The sequence below is a fragment of the Paenochrobactrum glaciei genome (assembly GCF_039522165.1).
GTDB classification, from domain to species: domain Bacteria; phylum Pseudomonadota; class Alphaproteobacteria; order Rhizobiales; family Rhizobiaceae; genus Paenochrobactrum; species Paenochrobactrum glaciei.
Map to the genome: position 1 here is coordinate 79,804 of NZ_BAAADE010000007.1, position 14,015 is coordinate 93,818.

12 protein-coding genes and 1 pseudogene are annotated in these 14,015 nt (G+C 47.6%); 3 read left to right on the forward strand and 10 right to left on the reverse strand.

Features of this window, described 5'->3' with window-relative positions; all coding sequences use genetic code 11:
- Positions 1 to 122: 122 nt before the first annotated feature.
- The 6 genes and pseudogenes from ABDZ76_RS14130 to ABDZ76_RS14155 form a co-directional block, all read right to left on the reverse strand.
- Complete coding sequence (locus ABDZ76_RS14130; RefSeq protein ID WP_343806630.1) at positions 123 to 1,100, reverse strand: FecR family protein; 978 nt, start codon at positions 1,098 to 1,100, stop codon at positions 123 to 125.
- A gap of 93 nt (positions 1,101 to 1,193) precedes the next feature.
- Positions 1,194 to 1,685 (reverse strand): RNA polymerase sigma factor, encoded by a 492-nt coding sequence (locus ABDZ76_RS14135; RefSeq protein WP_343806632.1) that lies wholly within the window; start codon positions 1,683 to 1,685, stop codon positions 1,194 to 1,196.
- A gap of 1,017 nt (positions 1,686 to 2,702) precedes the next feature.
- Positions 2,703 to 2,844, reverse strand: a pseudogene (locus ABDZ76_RS14140) (IS5/IS1182 family transposase); the annotation flags it as partial.
- 209 nt (positions 2,845 to 3,053) lie between these two features.
- Entirely contained in the window at positions 3,054 to 3,434 is a 381-nt protein-coding gene (locus ABDZ76_RS14145) for a hypothetical protein (RefSeq protein WP_343806635.1), read from the reverse strand.
- Between the two features lie 220 nt (positions 3,435 to 3,654).
- Positions 3,655 to 3,999: a hypothetical protein gene (locus ABDZ76_RS14150; RefSeq protein WP_343806637.1), complete on the reverse strand. Its 345-nt coding sequence runs from the start codon at positions 3,997 to 3,999 to the stop codon at positions 3,655 to 3,657.
- A 99-nt stretch (positions 4,000 to 4,098) separates the two neighbouring features.
- Positions 4,099 to 4,668: a hypothetical protein gene (locus ABDZ76_RS14155; RefSeq protein WP_343806639.1), complete on the reverse strand. Its 570-nt coding sequence runs from the start codon at positions 4,666 to 4,668 to the stop codon at positions 4,099 to 4,101.
- Positions 4,669 to 4,768: 100 nt separating this feature from the next.
- On the opposite strand from ABDZ76_RS14155, the gene ABDZ76_RS14160 reads away from it, so the two are divergent.
- Genes ABDZ76_RS14160 through ABDZ76_RS14170 form a run of 3 tightly spaced genes read left to right on the forward strand, consistent with a single transcriptional unit; the run spans position 4,769 to position 8,209 of the window.
- Positions 4,769 to 6,481: a hypothetical protein gene (locus ABDZ76_RS14160; RefSeq protein WP_343806641.1), complete on the forward strand. Its 1,713-nt coding sequence runs from the start codon at positions 4,769 to 4,771 to the stop codon at positions 6,479 to 6,481.
- The gene (locus tag ABDZ76_RS14165) at positions 6,478 to 7,053 is read left to right on the forward strand and encodes a hypothetical protein (RefSeq protein ID WP_343806643.1); all 576 of its coding nucleotides are present in this window, start codon (positions 6,478 to 6,480) and stop codon (positions 7,051 to 7,053) included. Before ABDZ76_RS14160 ends, ABDZ76_RS14165 begins: the two co-directional genes overlap by 4 nt.
- A 16-nt stretch (positions 7,054 to 7,069) precedes the next feature.
- On the forward strand, positions 7,070 to 8,209 hold the full coding sequence (locus ABDZ76_RS14170; RefSeq protein WP_343806645.1) for a COG3904 family protein: 1,140 nt from the start codon (positions 7,070 to 7,072) through the stop codon (positions 8,207 to 8,209).
- A gap of 1,153 nt (positions 8,210 to 9,362) precedes the next feature.
- On the opposite strand, the gene ABDZ76_RS14175 is transcribed toward ABDZ76_RS14170, so the two are convergent.
- Genes ABDZ76_RS14175 through ABDZ76_RS14190 form a run of 4 tightly spaced genes read right to left on the reverse strand, consistent with a single transcriptional unit; the run spans position 9,363 to position 14,011 of the window.
- A complete protein-coding gene (locus tag ABDZ76_RS14175) occupies positions 9,363 to 11,099 on the reverse strand; it encodes an ABC transporter ATP-binding protein (protein ID WP_343806648.1) in 1,737 nt (578 codons plus the stop codon).
- On the reverse strand, positions 11,092 to 11,946 hold the full coding sequence (locus ABDZ76_RS14180; RefSeq protein ID WP_343806650.1) for an ABC transporter ATP-binding protein: 855 nt from the start codon (positions 11,944 to 11,946) through the stop codon (positions 11,092 to 11,094). Before ABDZ76_RS14180 ends, ABDZ76_RS14175 begins: the two co-directional genes overlap by 8 nt.
- Positions 11,943 to 13,004 carry a FecCD family ABC transporter permease gene (locus ABDZ76_RS14185; protein ID WP_343806653.1) on the reverse strand — a complete coding sequence of 354 codons (1,062 nt, stop codon included), beginning with the start codon at positions 13,002 to 13,004 and terminating at the stop codon, positions 11,943 to 11,945. Before ABDZ76_RS14185 ends, ABDZ76_RS14180 begins: the two co-directional genes overlap by 4 nt.
- Positions 13,001 to 14,011, reverse strand: a complete 1,011-nt coding sequence (locus ABDZ76_RS14190) for a FecCD family ABC transporter permease (RefSeq protein WP_343806655.1) — start codon at positions 14,009 to 14,011, stop codon at positions 13,001 to 13,003. Before ABDZ76_RS14190 ends, ABDZ76_RS14185 begins: the two co-directional genes overlap by 4 nt.
- Positions 14,012 to 14,015 lie beyond the last annotated feature (4 nt).

The window sequence follows — 14,015 nt, forward strand, 5'->3', positions numbered from 1 at the left end:
AGGCGCAGTTGAAATCGTCATGTTTTCTGCGCGTCTAAACAGTTCACGGTTGAGAGGCGCAATCACTGAACCACAAAAAACAAAATTTTTTGAATTTTTTAATCAAACCGCCCAATCGGCTCTTATTGGCGAAGAATTGTGAGACGATTTCCAATGATATTGATCTGAAACCCCACACTGGATTGCAGAGCAGCAAGTGCAGCATCCGTATCTGACAATGAAAAACTTCCCGTTACCAGCTCATCACCCAGCGTCGAGGACGCGATCAGAATACGACCATTCCGATAGCGGGCAATTTCATCCACAACATCCGCAAGTCGTGCACGGTAGAAGATATAACGCCCGTCACGCCAAGCGAGCGCATCAGCAAGCTCTACAGGCTGAACGGCTCCAATTATTCCGCCAGCGTTCAAACGCACTTGTTGTCCCGGCTCCAGGATCGTTGCATCGGTCTGTTGATCTGAAGTTACGGCAATACGTCCATGCTCTAGCGTTACCGAAGCACCGCCCTCATCTAACCGGACATCAAAACCTGTCCCCAAAACACGCACTTCAGCATCTGCAGCGGCCACAACAAAAGGGATATCCGATGGAACGACATCAAAATACGCAGCCCCCCGCAGCAATTTTACGCGACGTGCATCATGCGTATATTCATCCGCCAAAGCGCTGTCTGCATCCAGTAATATCGTGCTACCATCGGCCATTATGATGGTACGCCGTTCCGCTTTCAGTGTCGTATAATCAGCCACCATATCCTGAAGCAGAGATGGCCGTTCCAGCCAAATTGCACCCCCTAATAAAGCCACTAAAACAAGGCTTAATACAGAGAGAGCTTTAAATGTCTTTTTCTGTTTTTTCGTCTGATCCATAGCATTAAGATAAACAGCCAGTTGCTCCGCATCATTTGCAGCAAGCCTTTGCCCTGCATTTTCAGTGGCATGCCAATTTGCTTCAACCATGCGGTAGGCTTCATAATGCTTCGGATCACTTTGCAGCCATAAGTCGAATTCGGCTTGCTGCTTAGCTGTTGGTTTATCAAGCAATATTACAAACCATGCTCTGGCAGCAGCACGAACAGTGTCTTCCTCGGAAGTCATCGATGGCTGTTTAATGATGGTCATTGGCTTTCAAAACTACAAACAAAAAATTTCGCGTTGTTACACGCAATCCCACTATTCTTTATCGCAATGTTAAGCAATCGCATCACAGGCGGCAACAGCTTTTGCTATGTGCTTTGCCACAGCACGTTGCGAAATCCCCATGACACCGGCAATTTCAGAAAAACTTCTGCCATGCACACGGTTCAATAAAAAAATATGCCGTGTCCGTTCAGGCAGAGCTGCAAGGATTTCATCAATGCTACATAAATCTTGACGAGCGCACACTATGTCATCCGGAGTAGCTGGTGCCGTGGCCAGTTGTTCAGGCAGAAATCCATTGAGAATATTTGCACGAGCACTCTCGCTACGAACATGATCTATCGCCGCATTACGTGCACAGCGTGTTAAATAAGCAGACGAGTTTCCGGTGCGCTCTGTCGCTTTTTCCCAAATACGTAAAAATATATCATGGACAAGATCACAAGCTGTTGCACGACATCCAACCCGACGGCAAATTTGCCGTTCAAGCCTTTCATGCTCAGCAACATATAAAATTGCAATTTCTTCGGTTTTTGCACTCATAAAAACAACAGCTTTCGACCTGACTGATCGCAATTACCTTCGATTATGGTTCCTAAGCTTTGTAAAATATCCATACGAGTAGGAAGGCAAAAGCCATATTTACGTATTTATATGACCAAAATCTTAAAGTGGTGAGTTATCCTCATGTTTATAAGCGATTATCAGTCATCTATAAAATTAACAAGCAAAAAACGGGTTTTCTCGACGGGCGCAATTATAGCAAAACAATAGAAAAGCTCCTGATTTGTGACACTTCAGCAAAAGGAAAAGACGCAATTCGATTAACAATAATCGATACATTTCATTTGTAAGTCGATTCTGAGTTGAACCACACTGACTTTTCTGGAAACCCTAAGTCTGGATAAAATAGGGGCTGCGACAAATAAAACGACGAACAAATTCACTCCTGAAATTCGTACCCGAATAGTTCAAATGCTGAAGGTGCATGAAGCCGAATATTCTTTGCAATGGGCGGCACCTCCATAACTGCCAAGTTACTCTACTTCGCGCACACTCTTCATGAAGAGGTAAATAAGGTCCATACTGACAACGATGCAGATTTGCCGAGTGACATGATCGTGAAGATGAAAGCTCTGGAGCGAGTGATAAGCGACCTTCATCAGACAAATGAAATCTCACACAAAGTCTCAGTTTATTTTGCCAGGTCAGAACACAACTACCCCTGAAACGATGATTTTCTGCATCACGAATACGGCTCAGTGCTCAGAGTCAAACCAATCAGCGGACTACTGACGATTGTCCCTTCATCACGACCATTAAGTATTGTGTGTGGTTGCGGGGTTCATTACCCCCGATTTGAACTTGTTTGAGCTAAAACACTAATATAATTTATAAATCGAAATTTTGATGCATTCTGGTAAATTTAGGTACAAAAAAAAGCTCAAGTTATTAGCTTGAGCTTTTTGTTTGGTTGCGGGGGCGCGCAACCACCGATACCGACATTTATTCTCAATTGAAGTTTAAGCCTTATCTATTAGACTCCAGTCTCATTGAGTTTCACAGCCATGAGAAGAGGAGGATTGCTGAGTGGAAAGTCTCCGGACATCGGCGGATCGGGTTGCAACGCGCCGCCAGTCCTTGAAGCGGCCGAAAATGATCTCGATGCGATTGCGTGTTTGTAGCGCCGCTTGTGATATTTGCAGTTTCGCGCCAACTGAACCTATCATTTCAAGTGAATGTGAAAGTGAAAGTGAAAGTGAACCCAAAATCCATGAATTTGCATCATTACAACACCAGACAGATCATATAAGCGAGATCGCGCACCAGCAAGACACCCTAAGATATGAAGCTGAAATATGAATGCGTTATTCTTTTGCGAATATAGGGCCTGACAATTGAGAAAAAATTTTAGCCCAGAATGGAACCGATAGACCAATCACCGAAACTCGCTTCAATTTCCGAAGCTTCGGATGGACACATCATCGCAAGTGAAAAAGCTTTTTCACCCTCTGCATACCAAGCTGCCTCTTGGGCATTCTTGTCTGCAAATTGTCCATAGCAAACCGCAGCCACACTCCCGTCAGCGGCGATCATCATGCCCCAATTCACATCACCACCACTCGCTGGCTCAAAACCACGTGTATAAAGAATATCGCGCACGTCCTCAGCCGGAACTGCGGCTTCAATAGCAGCGCGCACCTGCGGGTGGTTCAGAAAACGCGTGCCATCCACTTCATCATAGACATATTTTCCAGCATAAACAGCCAACAGCGGCGTAGCCGATACCATTTCAGCCTGTGCGAATACATTGGAAATCGAGAATAATTAACCAAGGACGACAACCCAATAAAAGGCAACAATTTCATTAAAACAAATCTTTTAAATGTTATAAAATCTTAAGCCCTTACTCACCTATTTGCGCTGACTACCACGACAGATTTCTTGATAAAGATACGCACAGGCTCTCCTATAGGAGAGCCACATGCACGAAATTTTATATGCGCAGAGCTTAGTTCTGCATTTTTTTCATCTGTTCGCACATGGCCTGCTTCTGACTTGCACTGCCTGCAGCAATTTTAGCTTTGGTTTTTTCATAGCCTTTGGTGAAAATTGTGTCGAACTCTGCGGATGAAAGTCCGCCAGCAGAAGATGCAGATTGCTGTCCTGCCTTCATTTCTTTCAGCTGATCAGCAGAATAACTACCACATTCTTCAGCCATGGCATGCATCGCACCGCCAAACTCGGCGATTTTTGCCATATTTTCTTTTTCTTGCCCCATAACGGCACTTGGTACAAACACAGTCGAACATAAAGCGACCGCAAATAGTGTTTTTGTTACACTTGAATAGAACATAGAAATTCTCCCACAATAAATAGCCGAATAAAAGCTGCAGGCCTGCGTAAAGCACCCTGCAATAGCTTTCAATAATAAAATTATAGTATCGTGTAAGTATTATTGGCTTTTATTCTCACAGCGCAGCCATTCAAATTTGCCTGAATCATAGCACCAACCAGCTTGCTCCATGGCATCTTCAAGCGCGAATAGCGGGGCAATTTTGGTTTGCGCATCACGCTGACAAGTGAAGGACGCGATATCCTCGTCCCCTTTGGAGATGTGAACACCTGCTTCCAGCTCGGCCTCCTCATCAAGCCGGTCAAAGCTCTGCCACACCTGATATTTGTAGCCCTCATTATTAAAGGTAACAGTTGAATTAATGGCTCTGCCAACACCTTTCCATGGTGAGACGGTTTTGGCGGAAAAATCCTCATACAACGAAAGCCCGTCTTTGTCTTTTTCAGTAAATTGATAAGTAAACTTCGGCTCCGCATCGCCATTGGCAGGTTCGATGCAAATCTGGAGATGCTTATTCTTGGCGACATTGCAAGAAATGAATGTTTCACCCGAGCAATTAGGCGCAGCGAATGCAGGCGCCGTATCAACCACTGATAGCCCGCCGCCGAGTGCCAACAGTGTTAAAAAGGAAGTAAAAAGGCTTTTATTTCTCATGAAGATAAACCACAAAATAAAGAAATTTATATACTTGAGTTAGTGTGCTTAAGATTGACACATAGGGCGTATACATTAAGCATTTGCATTTTGTAATAACGAATCAAGGATACTTATGCAAAAACCTGTCTTAATTCTGATAGCCAGTCTGGTGCTTGGTACCATTTTTGGTTTTCTGGATGTCAGCAGTTTTATAGCTGATCAAGGCTTGAGCAATATTACCGGCTACGGCATTGGTGCTGCAGCAGTAACTATTCTTGGTATTGCGGGATTGATACGCCTGCCATGGGTCATAGCGGGTGCTATTTTCAATGGCTTGCTCGTTGCGGCTTTTGCTTATTTTGCATCCAACGGTATTCTGACAGGTGAGTTTACAGGGCAAACAGTGGTTGCCACGCCACTCTTGATGATCATTCTGCTGCCACTGCCTTTTTGGGTTTCCTATGCGCAGACCCGTCATTTTGATTATACACTCATCTATCAATCCGCATGGAGTATTTGCTGGCGCGTCTTCGGAGCGCTTGCCAGCCTGTTTTGGGTCGCTATTTATTCCACAGCCTCGGGCATCGGTACAGATATTGCCGATCCCGAACTGATGCGCTTTTTTCCATGGCTCATTGGCGGCGCGATAGCCGGTGTGGTTGCCATATTAACAGATCGGCTTGAGCCATCTTTTATATCGCCAAGATCGCGCTTCATTGCGCATCTGGTAGGGCCGCAGTTATTGTTACCACTCATGGCAATGATGATGCTGATCGTGTTTTTTGGCACTGAATCGGACAATGACTCCCAATTTTCGATCAGCCTTACACTGTGGGCAATGCTGAGCTGGTCAATTATTGCCACCATCATTGCCGAACGCAATGAAACAGAGCGCCTGCAAGGCGGATATGACAAGCTCGGCAAGATTGCTGTGCTTGCTCTTTTGGCTTTCGGATGCCGCGCCGCATGGCTGCTTTATGGTGATTATCAAAGTTTCGGGCTGGTGCCGGTTGATGTTACATTCATTTACCTGACAGCCATCGGGCTTATATATGGTTTTGCCTATCTGTGGGCGCTAACCGGAGGCGCAGCATGGGCACAGCGTTTACGCTGCATCAACCTTGTCATGGTGCTTCCGGTCTACTGCATTTTTGCTCTGGCTTTGACGGATGCACTGTCTCCGTTACGTGTTGCTGCACAGCAGCAGGTGAGCATGGCATTGGCGGGAGATGCGCGCTTTACCGAAAATAGTGTCAAGCAGCTGATGAAATGGGGGCAACCCGGTGCCGATGCCCTTAAAACCTTAAGAGAAGCTGTTGTCGACAAGCCTGAGCTTGGAAAACTTCTGGGCACGCTGCTCCCTGAAAAATCCAAACCACTATCCGTACCGGAACAAGTCATCACGCCTACACAGGGGCTTAAACTGCGCGATCAGCTCATTGAGCAGGCGGTTTTTGTGCCGGACAATGAGGAAATCCAGCAGATAACACGCAATGCTTTTACGCTGATGCCGGATTATCTGTTTCAGAATTATGCGAGCCTATGCGCAGTAACGGAAGCGAATACAGGCTGTACCATTTATCTGGCCGATTTTCTTCCCCAAGCCACAGGCAAAGTGATCCTGATTGATAGCGGTAAAGCTGATCCGTTGCGTTTTCAGGCTTTACAGGTCAATGGAACAAATTCTGCGTCGCTGCAAACCTTTGTTCATGGCGACATCACCGATGAAGACAAAGGCGGCGCAATGGTTGCTGTTGCAGGATGCGACGTCAATGCTATGCAATTTGGCAAGGCACTTGTGGTGGCTCTCGATGGATTTGATAAGAAAAAGGCATGCCAATTATGAGCAATAGATTCACCTTTAAAATTTTGTCAGGTCTGATGCTCGTTGCAGCCTTAAGCCTGTCGCAGCCATTATCTGCAAAGGCGGATGCAGCAGAAGGCGATCTGGAAGGCGCCAAACTCAGCGAATTGCTGGAGCAATCCGGCATTCAATGCAGCGATACTAAGGGGCTTAACTGTAGCGCCGGAAATTACGAAGTGACCATTCATAGTGATTGCGCGGTTGCACCCTATTATGGCGCGATCTATGGCGGGCCTGCCAAGCTCAGCGCACGCGCTGGCGGCAGTGATCAGAAAATAGTCGCCAGTCTGGCCGAGGATCAGCTCATCTGCATCAAAGCGACAGCCAAAACCGGTATTTCAGATGCTGAATATTTTGTCATGGCAATGCCGATAGATCGGTTCGCTAAATGCGACGGTGTGAATGTTTTATGCCGCGCCTCTGCACCATTGCCGGAGCCTTACCGCACGACTATGGAAAATTGTAAACAGCTGAAGAACGGCGAAATTTCATCTTGTCCGCAAGGCTGGGTACAGGCCGATGCGATCGAGCCTTATCCGAACGGCTTGGAATAAGAGGGGTACGGGAATCATGATCAATTACAAGTCATTATTAGCGAGTGCCTGCCTCGCCTTCTCACTCAACGGCACTGCTGTGGTCAGTGCACAGACACCACAACAGCAAGAAGCCAATTTCGAGCGCTACGGGCCGTTTTTCTTTTTTCCAGATAAGCCTGAGCTTCTCATTTATACCGGTCAGGTGGGCGCAAATGACCTGCTCAATCTTAAAAAAGCATTGCGCGAGAACCCTGCTGTCAACACGCTTATTTTGAGCAACAATCCAGGTGGTCTGGTTCATATCGGGCTGGTTATCGCGGAAGAAGTCTATGAGCGGGGCATGAATACTTATATTCCGCCGGATTCATATTGCGCTTCAGCCTGCTCCTTTGTGTTCTTTGCAGGCAAAAACCGTGTTGCCGATGGCCGTCTTGGCGTTCACCAGATTTCCGCACCGGAACTCAGTGGAGAACAAGCGCAATTTGGCGTATCGGATATTGTGGCGACTTTGCCAAAATATGGCGTATCAGCCGATGTGCTGGGCATTATGTTCAGCACACCAGCCAAGGATATGTATTATTTCAGCCCGCAGGAAGTGGTGAAATACGGTATCAATCGCACCGGTGAAACCCAAGTTGCCTCAGTGCAACCGGTTCAGCCCAATAGCGGCAATGTTACTACACCAAGTCATGTTAGTCCGGCTCAGGCACCGCAACAAGCCGCCCGCCCGAGTGATGCCAATGCCAATCCTCAGCAACAGCACAATGCGCCAAGCGCCATGCCGGCAATGAATGATGAGGATAAGGCCATGAATGTTGCCGCCCTCATGATCCAGACTGGCAGTGCCAATAATGATGATGCGATGGCATTCGTGAATGAATATTACGCCGATACTGTCGATTACTTCAAAAAACGGCGCCCCAAAGCAGAAATTTTGCAGGATAAAAACAGCTATTTCAGCCGCTGGCCGGTCAGACGTTTTGTCGTTGATGAAAGCTCGCTGAAAGCCAAATGTGAAAATGGCCTTTGTGCAGTCTACGGTCTTTATGATTACACAGTGTCCAGTCCTGACCGCAACAAGCAATCCAGCGGGACCTCGAATTTCACTTATGTACTGGACCTACAAGACAACTACCGCATTGTCCATGAAGATAGCGAAGTAGTTAAGCGTTAAGGCTCTCCGCCATATTCTGATGTGCCAGAAAGTAGACTATCTGCCTTCTGGCACATCCGCATCAGAGCAAATGACCATACGCCACTTATTTAAGACACCGACACTGACCACCTCATGGAATTCAAGTTTTGGCAAGACCAGACCAAAATCATCCGCAATTTGTTACAATCCAAGCGTGATATCCTGATAGGCAAACGCAAAATCTTCTATTTTCAGCCATAAACGCAGCGAACAATCGCAATATTGCAACGCCCGATAATCAAGTATGGATGGTCGAAAAATTGAGCGAACTGGCAGCGGACTTCCAGGAAGTCGCTGGACCGAACTACTGGTTAGCCAAGCTTTACCGAGCCCTGTCGGAAAACGAAGACTTCTGCTACGGTGGTTTCGATGGCATCAAAGTCGAGAAGATAGTTGTCCCCCCCTAGTTTGATCAACTGACAAATAGCTTAAGCCACTCATGTTCAAGGTAACAATGGCCACACCTTTGGAGGGCTTGCGGCCATAGCTTTCCGCGGTATCGTTGAAACTGAACTTCAAAGAAAAGCCCTTGGCGTCCGCTTCTCCGGCCTGACGAATGAAAGCGGACACTCTGTAAACCACTCCTTCTCAGACGTTGAATGCATGATAAGCGGAACGACCGCTATGGAATGCGTGTGGATGCTACGCTAACGTCCGGAATAGGCGCGATTACGGTCCGGCAGCTGCCGTCCGCAAAGCTGCCGTTCGATTATCATGAACGCTCAATAAAGATCGAGTGCGAGACAAATGTCTATATATCGCGATGGTTCATACTTTTTTGGATTGCCCCTGCTCCCACATCACGGTCATTAATTATTGTATGTGGTTGCGTGGTTCGTCACCCCCGATTTGAACCTGTTTTAGCTAAGACATTGATATGCCTATAGAATGATTTTTTGATGCGTTTTGGGGGATTTAGGGCAACAAAAAACCCTCAGTCAATATATTGAATAGATTGAGGGTTTTGGGTTCTATTTGGTTGCGGGGGCGCGCAACCACCGATACCGACATTCATTGACAATCCTGATTTAAAGTTTTGTTCTAGAACTAAAATCAAAGACTCCGATTTTGCATTAATAGCAAAAAATCAATCATCTACAGTATCGCTTAGAAAGCACATTAGAATGGTTACCTAAGCGCGCCACGGATAATCTTGTGCAAGATGCAGACGGCGATAACGTCCGTCCTGTTTTGCCAATAATTCTGCGTGCGAACCCGCTTCAGCAATAGAACCATCTTCCACCACAAAAATGCGATCCGCATTGACGAGCGTCGCAAGTCGGTGTGCAATAATCAATGTAGTCCGCCCCTCTGCCAATTCAGCAAGAGATTGCTGGATGGCACGCTCAGTCTCCGTGTCCAGTGCCGATGTCGCTTCATCAAGAATGAGGATCGGTGGATTTTTTAAAAAGATACGGGCAATAGCCAAGCGTTGTTTCTGTCCGCCTGAAAGTTTAACGCCACGTTCGCCGATGACCGTGTCAAGACCAGCCGGAAGTGCTGCAATCACATCATCCAACCGTGCGCGCTGTGCAGCTTCGATAATCTCCGCTTCGGTTGCATTAAGCCGACCATATGCAATATTCTCACGAATAGTGCCCGCGAATAAAAAAACATCCTGTTGAACGATGCCTATGTTTTTACGCAATGATTGCAACGTCATATCCCGGATGTCGATATCATCTACTTTGATCGTACCCCCAAGCACCTCGTAGAAACGCGGCAGCAGTGAACAAATTGTCGTCTTACCAGCGCCCGACGAACCGACAAAGGCAACTGTCTCGCCTGGATAAATCGAAAAACTCAAACTCTCGAAGACAGATTTATTCACCGAATAACCGAAGCAGACATGGCTATATTCAATGCGCCCTCTCAATCGATCAACGTTAATGGCTGTGTCCCGATCTGAAATATCTGCTCTTGTGTCCAGAAATGCCAAATAACGCTGAAATCCTGCAATACCGCGTGGATAGGTCTCAATGATTGAATTGATTTTGTCTATTGGCCTGAAAAAGACTCCCACCAAAAGTAAAAAACCGACAAAACCGCCTGACGTTAATTCACCCTGCACAACATACCATGCGCCAATCAGCATGACGACGACCTGAACAAATCGCATCGAAAGATAGGACAGCGACATGGATGCGGCTATCACTCTGTAGGCTTCAAGTTTGGTAAGCAGATAGTTACGGTTATTTTCGGCAAACAAAGCTCGCTCATGAGCCTCATTGGTAAAGGCCTGCACAACACGAATACCGCCAATATTTTCCTCTATGCGCGCGTTGAATTCCCCGATCCGACTATAAAGCGCATGCGAATTGGCCGTCATCCGTTTACCGTAGATCGTGGTCATTATAGCAATGGCCGGAACGATGGTCGCAGTGATCAGTGCCAATGGCTGGTGCACCCACATCATCAGCAAGAAGGCGCCGATCAAAGTCATTAATGCTATGAATAAATCTTCAGGGCCATGATGAGCCACCTCGCCAATTTCTTCCAGATCTTTGGTCAGTCGCGCAACGAGGTGGCCTGTCTTCTGATTGTCAAAAAACCCGAAGGAAAGTTTTTGCAAATGATCAAAGGCTTTGCGACGCATTTCAGTTTCAATTTTGAGCCCTAGCATGTGTCCCCAATAGGTTACGATCACTTGGAGCCCGGAATTGATGAGATAGATAAGGAACAGACCGAATGTGGCAAGCGCAATCATGCCGGTCTGATTTGTCGGCAAAAGGCGATCAATAAATAACGTCACGGCAATTGGAAAAGCGAGTTCCAAAAGCCCTGCCACAACCGCCGATGCAAAATCGAGCACGAATAAAAAACGATGTGGATTATAGTAAATCGCAAAGCGTTTCAGGTCATCAAGCACGATATAGCTCCGTTTTTAAGCGGCAGAATTTCTCAACAGCATCAGGCTTATGCCGCCCTTTTGGCACGATAAGCGGCGTATGGGAAACTGGATCAGGAATAATAATGGATGACAGGCCAAAGACCTGCTCAACCAGCTCCGACGTTACGATCTCTGACGGTCTGCCCTTTGCAACAATTGCCCCGTCTTTCATCGCAATCAAATGCGAGGCATAGCGACAAGCTTGATTGAGGTCATGCAGTACAGCAACAATAGTGCGTCCCTCATTATTGAGATCAGCCAATAAATCCATGAGTTCAATCTGATGTGCAATATCAAGGAAGGTGGTCGGTTCGTCTAACAATAAAATCGGTGTGTCTTGTGCCAGCACCATGGCAATCCAGACACGCTGACGCTGGCCACCGGAAAGATCCGCAACCAGACGACCTGACAGATCTGCAATACTCGTTGCCTCCATCGCCATGATAACGGCGTCTTCATCCGCCTTTGACCATTGCCTGAAGAAAGATTGATGCGGATAGCGACCACGTGCCACCAGATCAGCAACACTGATGCCTTCCGGCGCAATCGAACTTTGTGGCAGCAGGCCAAGACAACGCGCCACCTCTTTGGCTGTGCGATCCTTTATATTTTTACCATCCAGCATTACATTTCCGGCACACGCAAACAGCAGCCTCGAAAGTGCGCGCAAAAGTGTAGACTTGCCACAGGCATTCGGCCCCACGATCACAGTGAAAGAGCCATCTGGTATAGAGACCGATAGATTTTGAGAAATTATGCGCTCTTCATAGCTCAATGACACATTATCGGCGTGAAGGCGGCCAGTCTCGAATTTCGAATTGGTCATTTGCGCCCCTCCCGTATCAATAGCCAAACAAAATAAAGCCCGCCAATACTCACCGTCATAACACCAACTGGGAGTTGGGAGCGAAAGGCGTGCTGCGCTGCCCAATCCGCAGCCAGCAGCAAAAGCCCTCCCATCAAGGCTGATGGTACGAGCGCCACTCCAGCTGAGCGGTTCAGGCGTCTTGCAATCTGTGGGGCTGCAAGCGCAATGAAAGAAATCGGACCCGCTGCGGCTGTGACGATGGCTGTCAGCGCCACACCAAGCACCATCAACGCAACTCGCGCTCTGTTGGCATTGACCCCTGAAGCACGGGCGACATCATCGCCTATTTCAAGTTGCGCCATAGTGCGCGAGAGAAAGATGACCAATGGAGTAACAACGGATAGCGCGATAAAAACCGGTACAAGCTGCTCAAAACCGAGACCATTGAGTGAACCAGCGCCCCATATCGCCGCATTCATCGCTATTTGCAGTTCTGCCTCGCGGATCATCCATATATTGAAAGCGGACAACATAGCGGCAACACCAATGCCAACAATAATGAGCCGGAAACCTTGCACACCGTGCCGATAGGCCAACAGATAGACCGCTATTGCAGTAAGAATACCGCCAATAAGTGCACCAATTGCGGTCTCATAATAACCACCGGAAAAAAGTAGCATGACCACCAGAGCACCAGTGTAAGATCCTGCAGAGAAACCGATAATATCAGGCGATCCGAGAGGATTACGGGTTAAACTCTGAAAAATAGCACCGCTCATTGCAAGTGCAGCGCCCAGCAAAAAAGCCAGAGCAATGCGGGGAAGACGCCATTCCATGACAATCATCCGCACCTGAGCGTCACCATCCCCTGTGAACGCGCGTAATATATCAGTCAGCGTGATCGGATATTTACCACTCAGCAGCGAAAAAACAGTAACGCAAACCGACAGAACCAGAAGCGCGAGACAAATAAATAATGAGCGCGTATCCAGCCGAACCGATAAATGCCCGCCAAAGCTGCGCACACTATGCACAGAACGACCAAAATTAATACGAGAAGACTGAGTGCCACTCATAGGCCGCTCGCTTGTCTGCGCCGCGCCAACAGGATTAAAACTGGCGCACCAATAAAAGCCGTGACAATGCCGGTTTCAAGCTCACTTGGATGGAGAAGGAGACGTCCCACTATGTCCGCTGATAACACCAAAACCGGAGAATAAAGCATCGTCAGAGGAATAATCCGCCGTTGATCGGGGCCGGTAAACCATCGCACCACATGCGGCACCATCAGGCCGATAAAACCAATAGGGCCACAAGCAGCCGTACCTGCACCTGCAAGCAATGTCACCGCAATCAGTGTCAGTATTCGTGCGCGCAGAATATTGGCTCCGAGCGAATGAGCCAGATCGTCCCCAAGCGCCACGGCATTCAGAGATCTTGCAGCGATAAGCGCAATTACCAAGCCGATCCCGATAAATGGAGCAACGGTTACAACCACGCCCATATCACGTCCAGCAATGGAACCGATTGACCAAAAACGCATGGCATTAAATGTTTGCGGATCAAGTAATGTGATTAAAGAACCGATGCCGCCAAGAACCGCTGATAAAGCAACACCAGCCAATACCAACCGCACGGGTGTCGCCCCATCACGACCGCTCGTACCCAAGGCATAAACAACAAGTGTAACGACAATTGCACCTAAAAAGGCAAACCAGAGATATGCACCGATGGAATGAAAACCAAGCACGCCAACTGCCAGCGTCACAGCGAATGCTGCCCCTGCATTGACACCTAATATTCCCGGGTCTGCGAGCGGGTTGCGGGTTGCAGCCTGTATCAATGCACCAGACACGCCAAAGGCAGCCCCGCAGAGGATACCAAGCAGGGTTCGCGGCAAGCGATATTCCACCAGCACAATATGATCAAACGACCACGGGTCGGGTGCGATTAAAGCCTGAAACATCCTTTCAGGTGAAATCAGTCTGGCACCCACAAGAAGGCTGATGACTGATATACAAGCAAGCAAAACAACACCGCACAAAAGAACGGAAGTGGCCTGACGTCCGGTGGTGGATGGCACGATA

Coding starts and splice junctions, on each gene's coding strand:
- ABDZ76_RS14165 (WP_343806643.1), top strand. CDS start 6,478: ATGAGCAATAGATTCACCTTTAAAATTTTGTCAGGTCTGATGCTCGTT.
- ABDZ76_RS14135 (WP_343806632.1), bottom strand. CDS start 1,685: ATGAGTGCAAAAACCGAAGAAATTGCAATTTTATATGTTGCTGAGCAT.
- ABDZ76_RS14170 (WP_343806645.1), top strand. CDS start 7,070: ATGATCAATTACAAGTCATTATTAGCGAGTGCCTGCCTCGCCTTCTCA.
- ABDZ76_RS14160 (WP_343806641.1), top strand. CDS start 4,769: ATGCAAAAACCTGTCTTAATTCTGATAGCCAGTCTGGTGCTTGGTACC.
- ABDZ76_RS14180 (WP_343806650.1), bottom strand. CDS start 11,946: ATGACCAATTCGAAATTCGAGACTGGCCGCCTTCACGCCGATAATGTG.
- ABDZ76_RS14130 (WP_343806630.1), bottom strand. CDS start 1,100: ATGACTTCCGAGGAAGACACTGTTCGTGCTGCTGCCAGAGCATGGTTT.
- ABDZ76_RS14145 (WP_343806635.1), bottom strand. CDS start 3,434: ATGGTATCGGCTACGCCGCTGTTGGCTGTTTATGCTGGAAAATATGTC.
- ABDZ76_RS14150 (WP_343806637.1), bottom strand. CDS start 3,999: ATGTTCTATTCAAGTGTAACAAAAACACTATTTGCGGTCGCTTTATGT.
- ABDZ76_RS14185 (WP_343806653.1), bottom strand. CDS start 13,004: ATGAGTGGCACTCAGTCTTCTCGTATTAATTTTGGTCGTTCTGTGCAT.